The sequence below is a fragment of the Neobacillus soli NBRC 102451 genome, assembly GCF_001591665.1.
Classification (GTDB): Bacteria; Bacillota; Bacilli; order Bacillales; family Cytobacillaceae; genus Neobacillus; species Neobacillus soli.
Map to the genome: position 1 here is coordinate 41,386 of NZ_BCVI01000066.1, position 7,621 is coordinate 49,006.

At 44.2% G+C, this 7,621-nt stretch carries 5 protein-coding genes; all 5 read right to left on the reverse strand.

Annotated features, from left to right (window positions below):
• Position 1 precedes the first annotated feature (1 nt).
• A complete protein-coding gene (locus BSO02S_RS22415) occupies positions 2 to 883 on the reverse strand; it encodes a branched-chain amino acid ABC transporter permease (RefSeq protein WP_066072928.1) in 882 nt (293 codons plus the stop codon).
• A 153-nt stretch (positions 884 to 1,036) separates the two neighbouring features.
• On the reverse strand, positions 1,037 to 2,215 hold the full coding sequence (locus BSO02S_RS22420; RefSeq protein WP_066072931.1) for an ABC transporter substrate-binding protein: 1,179 nt from the start codon (positions 2,213 to 2,215) through the stop codon (positions 1,037 to 1,039).
• Between the two features lie 308 nt (positions 2,216 to 2,523).
• Positions 2,524 to 3,729: an MFS transporter gene (locus tag BSO02S_RS22425; RefSeq protein WP_066072933.1), complete on the reverse strand. Its 1,206-nt coding sequence runs from the start codon at positions 3,727 to 3,729 to the stop codon at positions 2,524 to 2,526.
• 142 nt (positions 3,730 to 3,871) lie between these two features.
• Positions 3,872 to 5,734 (reverse strand): ABC transporter ATP-binding protein, encoded by a 1,863-nt coding sequence (locus BSO02S_RS22430; protein WP_066072935.1) that lies wholly within the window; start codon positions 5,732 to 5,734, stop codon positions 3,872 to 3,874.
• Positions 5,735 to 7,462 (reverse strand): ABC transporter ATP-binding protein, encoded by a 1,728-nt coding sequence (locus tag BSO02S_RS22435; RefSeq protein WP_066072936.1) that lies wholly within the window; start codon positions 7,460 to 7,462, stop codon positions 5,735 to 5,737.
• Between the last annotated feature and the right edge of the window lie 159 nt (positions 7,463 to 7,621).

The window sequence follows — 7,621 nt, forward strand, 5'->3', positions numbered from 1 at the left end:
CCTAGACCTTTTCCCTGACATTTTTACCAAAAAGGCCGGCAGGGCGGAAAATTAAAATAAGAATTAGTACAACAAAGGCCACACCGTCACGCCAGAGCGAGAAGCCTGCCGCGCTGACAAGTGATTCAATCACACCTAATAATAAGCCGCCGGCCATTGCGCCTGGGATAATTCCAATCCCGCCTAGAACGGCGGCAACGAAGGCCTTAAGACCTGGGATAATCCCCATCAACGGTTCGATCTTTGTATAATACATACCAAAGATTACGCCGGCAGCTCCAGCAAGAGCTGAACCAATCGCAAACGTGGCGGAGATGGTGTTATTTACATTAATCCCCATCAGCTTTGCCGCATCCATATCATGGGAAACCGCCCGCATCGCTTTGCCGATTTTTGTTTTATGAACAATAAACTGCAATAAGATCATTAAGAAGAGGGAAACAGCTAAAATTAGCACTGACTGACTGCTAATTTTTACACCGAATAAATCCAGGCTTTTTAATGGAATGATATTGTTTGGATATGCCTCCGGCTGGGCTCCGCGAATATAGATGGTTCCATATTCGATAAATAAGGATACCCCAATGGCCGTAATCAGGGCTGCAATCCTTGTTGCATTCCTCAAAGGCTTGTAGGCAATTCGCTCAATTAATACGCCAAAGATGGCACAAGCGGTCATTGCAATTAGTAAAGCGGGGAAAAATCCTAAATCAAGTATAGTAATAGAATAAAAGCCTATAAATGCACCAACCATGAAGACATCTCCATGGGCAAAGTTAATCAGTTTAACAATCCCATAAACCATCGTGTACCCAAGAGCAATCAACGCATAAATACTGCCCAGTGAAATTCCATTAACAAGCTGCTGTATAAATTGTTCCATGTCCAAAACACCCCTTAGAAAGGACTTAACTATATTACTTTTTGAGAACTAACTATCTAGCTTCAGCGCCTAGCGACTAGTATACTTCGCTAGTAAGCAGCTTTCGCATTAAAAGTGAATAGGGAGACTAACTCTCCCTATTCACTTTGTATTTTATTCTGGGTTAACTTTCGTTTTAAATGTTTGTTCGCCGTTTTTGTACTCTAGAATAACAGCTGATTTGATTGGGTTATGGTCTTTATCAAGCTTCATTTTTCCAGTTACCAACTCAAGACCATCTGTTTCAGCAAGTGCTTTTTGAATTTTCTTTGAATCGCTGCTGCCGGCACGTTTGATGGCGTCAGCAAGGAAGTAAGCTGAATCATAACCTAAAGCATTAAAGGCATCCGGAGATTTATCCTTGTATTTTGCTTTGAAGGCTTTGACGAAATCTTGTACCTTCGGATCAGAATCGCCAGAAGAATAGTGGTTCGTAATAAACGTATTGTTTAAAGCATCCTTGCCGGCAAGTTCTACTAGTTTAGGAGAATCCCAGCCGTCTGCACCCATCATTGGGACATCAATACCTAATTCACGAGCTTGTTTCACAATCAAACCAACTTCTTCATAGTAGCCTGGAACAAAGATGAAATCAGGCTTTTCGCCTTTAATATTGGTTAATTGGGCATGGAAGTCAGTATCCTTTGCGACATATGCCTCTTCCTTAACAATTTTTCCTCCCTCTTTCTCAAACAATTCTTTAAAAGAAGCAGCTAAACCTTTCGAGTAGTCACTTGCACTGTCAATGAAGATGGCAGCCGTTTTTACCTTTAATTCGTTAGCCGCAAAGTTCGCTGCTACTGTCCCTTGGAATGGGTCAATAAAGCAAGTGCGGAAGACGAAATCATTTAATACTTTTCCGTCTTTAACTGTTACATCAGCAGCCGTTCCAGTTGGCGTTAATAATGGCACATTGTTACTTTGAGCAATTTCAATCTGTGCCTTTGTATTTCCGCTTGTGGCTGCACCAATAATGGCAACAACCTTATCCTGACTGATTAACTTTGTTGCACCGTTAATGGCTTCCGGAGCTTCTGACTTATTATCCACTTGAACGAGCTGCACTTTCTTGCCATTAATACCTTCCTTGTTGATTTCTTCCAATGCAAGATCAATACCTTCTTTAATCGATTGACCGTAGGAAGCAACTCCGCCGGATAATTCTAGGTTCGCCCCAATCTTAATGACTTCATCCTTTTTCTCATCACCGCTTGTACTTGAATTACAACCTGCCAACACACCTGCAGCGACCATAAGCGACATAAAGAGACCTGCCAGTTTTTTCTTTCTCATACTTTACCCCCTAGTTTTGATAAAATCCGTTGTTCTACTCTTTTAAAAAAAGATAATATTCTGAAAACATTGTATCTAATATTTCCGAGTTCGTCTAGTATTATTACAAGTTATTTTAAAATAATTTTGAAAATAGTGAAAATTGTACATACTTCCACATAAATAGCTTTACTCTGTTAAAGTGGTTACAAATTTACTTTTTAAAAAATGGGAAATTTACTTTTGAAATATTTTGTCTAAATATGTTTCTTTCAGCCGCAAAAATAAAAAAGAGACCCCCAAATCAGGAATCTCAACCCTCAAAATTATTATACTAATTCTTTTCTTTTCGTTTCTTGTCCTAAAAAGAGGACGGTCGCAGCGCCAATGAGGACGGCAATACAGAAAATAGTAAAGATGGTTGAAATGGATACTTTTTGAGTGACAAGATATCCTACCAATAGGGGACCTAGGACCCCGCCAATCCGTCCAAATGAAGCTGCCATACCAGTCCCAGCACCACGGATAACGGTTGGATATTGCTCAGGTGTATAAGCGTAAAGACCGCCCCAGGCACCAAGATTGAAGAATGACAGGAGTATTCCCGCTGCCATCAATAGGGCGGTTGTATCGGCCGTACCAAAGAAGTAGGCGCTAACTGCCGTACCAATTAAATAAACTACTAAGACGAATTTCCGCCCAAATCTCTCAATACACCAGGCAGCGGTAAAATAGCCCGGCAATTGGGCCAGTGTCATGATTAGCACATATTCAAAGCTTTTGATCATACTAAAGCCTTTCATGACCATGACACTTGGAAGCCACAAGAACATTCCATAATAAGAGAAGACGACGCAAAACCAGACAATCCACAGCATGGCAGTCTGGCGCCGATGTTCTTTGGACCATAATTTCATAAAACTTTGCCAGGAAGAGACCTTTTCTTTTTCCTTTAAAGCCGTAAACCGCGGGGAGTCCGGCAGCCCGATTCGTAAATATAAAGCATAGAGAGCTGGAGCAGCACTTATCAGCAACGCCACCTGCCAGCCAAACTTTGGAATCACGAAAAAGGAGATAAGCGCCGCAATCAACCAGCCGCCTGCCCAAAAGCTTTCCAGCAGGACAACAATCCTGCCTCGTTTTTCAGCCGGGACACTTTCTGAGACGAGCGTTGAGGCAACAGGCAGCTCGCCGCCCAATCCGGCCCCGACAAAAAATCTTAATACTAAAAATACCGATAAGGTCGACGCAAATGCGGACGCCCCGCTGCCAACTGAGAATAATATTAGCGTTATAATAAACACATTTTTCCGGCCGGTCTTGTCGGCCATAAAGCCAAAAATAAGTGCACCTGCGGCCATACCGATGGAATTAATGCTCCCAATCCAGCCCATTTGTTCCGGAGTTAAATTCCATTCTACCTTTAAGGCGGCAATGATGAAGGAGAGCATTCCCACATCCATGGCATCAAACATCCAGCCCATTCCGGCAATGCCAAGTAACTTCCGCAACGATATTTCCTTTCTCTTTTTCATATCGATCCCCCTATGTAGTCACAGATATTTACATGATTCCCCAAATCCAGTTAATTTAGAAGGAGTGTAAATCTAGTAATCATAAAGAGTATTTTATCAGTTGTCTTTACACTTGTCACCACCCTATAAAAAATTGAGAGAGTTAATCAAGTGCACCTTCGACGTTTTTAAATTGATTAAAAAACATCTGGTAGTATCTTCCTTGCTGGTCCATCAACATATCATGGTTTCCTTGTTCAACAATTTGTCCGTGGTCAATGACCATGATGTTATCCGCATCGCGAATCGTATTTAGACGGTGGGCAATGATAAAGCTGGTCCGGTCCTCCATTAACTTCAGCAAGGCTTCTTGAATATGGAGCTCTGTTCTCGTGTCAATGCTGCTTGTCGCTTCGTCTAAAATCAGTAACGACGGTTTCGCTAGGATAACCCTTGCAATCGCCAGCAGCTGCTTCTGTCCCTGGCTTAGATTTCCGCCGTTTTCAGTCAAGACGGTTTCATATTGGTTTGGCAGCCGGCTGATAAATGGAGCGGCATTGGCCATTCTCGCTGCCTTCTCAACCTCTTCGTCCGTTGCCGCCGGTTTCCCATACTTAATGTTTTCCTTAATTGTCCCAGAAAATAAATACGTATCCTGAAGTACAAAACCGAAGCAGCTTCGTAAGCTGTCCCTTGTGTAATCACGAATATCGCGGCCGTCGAGCAGGATTCTGCCGCTTGTCACATCGTAGAATCTCGTCAGCAGGTTTACAAACGTTGTTTTTCCAGCACCTGTCGGACCGACCAGGGCCGTACTGCTGCCAATGCGTGCTTCAAAGCTGACATTCCTTAAAATCGGCACATCGGACCGATAGCCGAAACTGACATTTTCAAAGACAACATGCCCCTTTGGATTTTCCAAGGCAATGGCTGTTGGCGAATCGGCAGGTTCCTCCTGTTCATCGATGATTTCAAAAACGCGCTCGGCCCCGGCGACACCCGATTGGAGAACGTTAAAAATATTGGCAAGATCATTCAGCGGTCTGACAAATTGCCGTGAATAGGTGATAAAGCTAGCAATCGCTCCGATTGTGATTAAACCTTTCACTGCCATCACGCCCCCGGCAACGGCAACAATCGCAAAGCCAAGATTATTAATGACGTTCATAATCGGCATCAGAAACCCCGACCAAATTTGCGCCTTAAGGCCGACCGCACGGAGACGTTCATTCACCGTGTTAAACTCTTCGATGACCTTTTCCTCATGATTAAAGGCCTTAACGACCTCAATTCCAGAAATGGTCTCCTCAATATGGCCATTTAATTTCCCAAGCTCCACCTGTTGCCCTTTAAAAAAGACACTTGTTCGTTTCGCAATCGTCCTAGTTAGGAAAAAGACAAGCGGTACGGTAATCAAGCTTGCGAGTGTTAACAGCGGGCTTAAGATTAACATCATCAATAGGGAGCCCGTAATCACAACCAGCCCCGACATTAATTGGGTCGTTGATTGGGAAATCGTATTACTGACATTATCAATATCGTTGGAAAGTCTGCTCATTAGTTCCCCGTGTGAACGTGCGTCAAAGAAGGAAACCGGGAGCTTCTGCAATTTTTTAAAAAGGGTATCCCGTAAGCTTTTGACAATTCGCTGCGCAACACCCGCCATCAGCCATCCTTGTAAAAATGTCAGTACAGCATCGGCAATATAGGCGGCAACGAGAATGATGATGATCACCTCAAGCAGGCCAAAATCTACTTTTCCGCCGTTTAGGCTCATTGCATCGACGGCTTTCCCAATTAAGAATGGGGCGAGGAGCATCAGCGCCGAGTCTATCAAAATAAAAAAGAAAATGAATGAGAGCATTTTTCGTTCTTTGCCAAAGTATTGCCACAGCCTTCTTAGAGTCCCTTTAAAGTTCTTTGGTTTGACAACGGGCCCGCGGCGGTGGGCACCGCCAAACCCGCCAGGTCTCATCGGCGGCGGTGCAGGGGGATTGTTGCCGGCTTGTGCTGTTTCCTTTGCCATCTATAAGACCTCCTTGCCCATCTGTGATTGATAGATTTCTTGATAGACCCTGCACCCTTCGATTAACTCGCTGTGGGTTCCCACGCCAACGAGTTCCCCTTGGTCAAGGACGACAATCTTATCGGCATCGATGATGGAGGTAATCCGCTGGGCAATCAGCAGGCAGGTCAGCCCTTTGGCATATTTCTTCAAGGCTGCCTTTATTTTGGCTTCAGTCGCCACGTCGACAGCGCTGGTACTATCATCCAGGATCAGAATCTCTGGTCTCTTCACCAAGGCCCTAGCAATTGAAATCCGCTGCTTTTGTCCGCCGGAAAAATTAACACCGCCCTGGCCAATTCTTGTTTGGTAGCCTTCCGGGGAACTTTCGATAAAATTATGGGCCCCGGCAATGACTGCTGCTTCAATCACTTCCTCATCTGCGGCATCCTCCTTACCCCAGCGGATATTCTCGGCGACACTGCCCGTAAACAAGATATTCTTTTGCGGTACGATGGCAATTTTCTCTCTTAAGCTTTTCGGGCTCACCAGTAATGTGTCTTCACCATTTACTTTAATCGTGCCGCCCACTGCATCGTAGAAGCGAGGAATCAGCCCGACAAGCGTGCTTTTCCCTGAACCGGTGGAGCCAATAATACCGACCGTTTCCCCAGGCAGGATCGTCAGGTTGATATTTTTTAAAATAGGTTCACCGCTTGTTCCTTCATAGGCAAAGCTAACATTTTCGAAATCAATTCTGCCTTTTTCATCAGAATTTTCTGTCCGTTCCTTTTTCCAGGTAAGTGCATCTTCCTGTAAAAATACTTCGTCAATTCTCCCTGCCGATGCCTTTGCCCGGACAAACATATTGAACACCATCGAAATCATCATCAATGAAAATAATATCTGGGTCATATAGTTGATAAACGCAATAATATGGCCGACCTGGATGTCACCTGTATTCACCCCAAGGCCGCCAATCCAGAGGACAACGACGATGCCGAGGTTCACCGTCAGCATAATCGCCGGGCTGAAGGTCGCCATTAATCGGCCCGCGCGAATCGATTGGTCCTTAAAGTGATCATTCGTTTTCGTGAATTTCCCAATCTCAACATCGAAACGGTTAAAGGCCTTGACGACACGTACACCGGATAAATATTCCCTCATCACCGAGTTGACCCGGTCCAACGCCTTTTGGACACGGGAGAAGAGGGGAAAGCCTAATCTCATATTAACGATGATTAACAAGGCAACAACCGGGACGACAACCGCGAGGACTACTGATAGATGCAGGTTCAATCGTGCGGCCATAATCAAACCGCCAATCGCTAACAGCGGGGCTTTGACGAATATCCGCATCAATCCGTTTACAAAAACCTGGACCTGGGTGACATCATTGGTCAGCCTCGTGATTAAGGACGCACGGTCAAACTTATCGATATTTTTGAATGAAAGCGTTTGGATCCTTTTAAATAAATCGGACCTTAGCTCGGTGCCGAAATTTTGCGAAACGATGCTGGCGACAACGCTCCTAGTCGAGGCGGATATTGCTCCAAAGGCCGTAATCAGGAGCATCAGACCGCCCATTTTTAAAACATAGTGGATATCCCTATTGGCCACACCTTCATCGATAATTTTTGCCATAATCGTAGGCTGCAATAAATCACTAATCGCTTCAAAGGTGAGAAATAAAACCGCAATGCTGAAAGACTTCCAATATTTTTTTATGTATTTTGATAAAAACTTCATGTCGGTACCCACCTCGAATATCTGCCAAATCTAATATATCCATTATAATTTTGTTTACAGCCCTTAAACAATTAATTAGTCCGGAAAATAAAAAAAGGCGGAAGCTTCCTTTGCGCGGCGTATGGACTGGAGCGCTTTGACTGAGATAAAGGAAACACG

Bases quoted from the DNA above. Each gene is read 5' to 3' on its own strand.
- BSO02S_RS22430 (WP_066072935.1), bottom strand. From the start codon at position 5,734: ATGGCAAAGGAAACAGCACAAGCCGGCAACAATCCCCCTGCACCGCCG.
- BSO02S_RS22420 (WP_066072931.1), bottom strand. From the start codon at position 2,215: ATGAGAAAGAAAAAACTGGCAGGTCTCTTTATGTCGCTTATGGTCGCT.
- BSO02S_RS22435 (WP_066072936.1), bottom strand. From the start codon at position 7,462: ATGAAGTTTTTATCAAAATACATAAAAAAATATTGGAAGTCTTTCAGC.
- BSO02S_RS22425 (WP_066072933.1), bottom strand. From the start codon at position 3,729: ATGAAAAAGAGAAAGGAAATATCGTTGCGGAAGTTACTTGGCATTGCC.
- BSO02S_RS22415 (WP_066072928.1), bottom strand. From the start codon at position 883: ATGGAACAATTTATACAGCAGCTTGTTAATGGAATTTCACTGGGCAGT.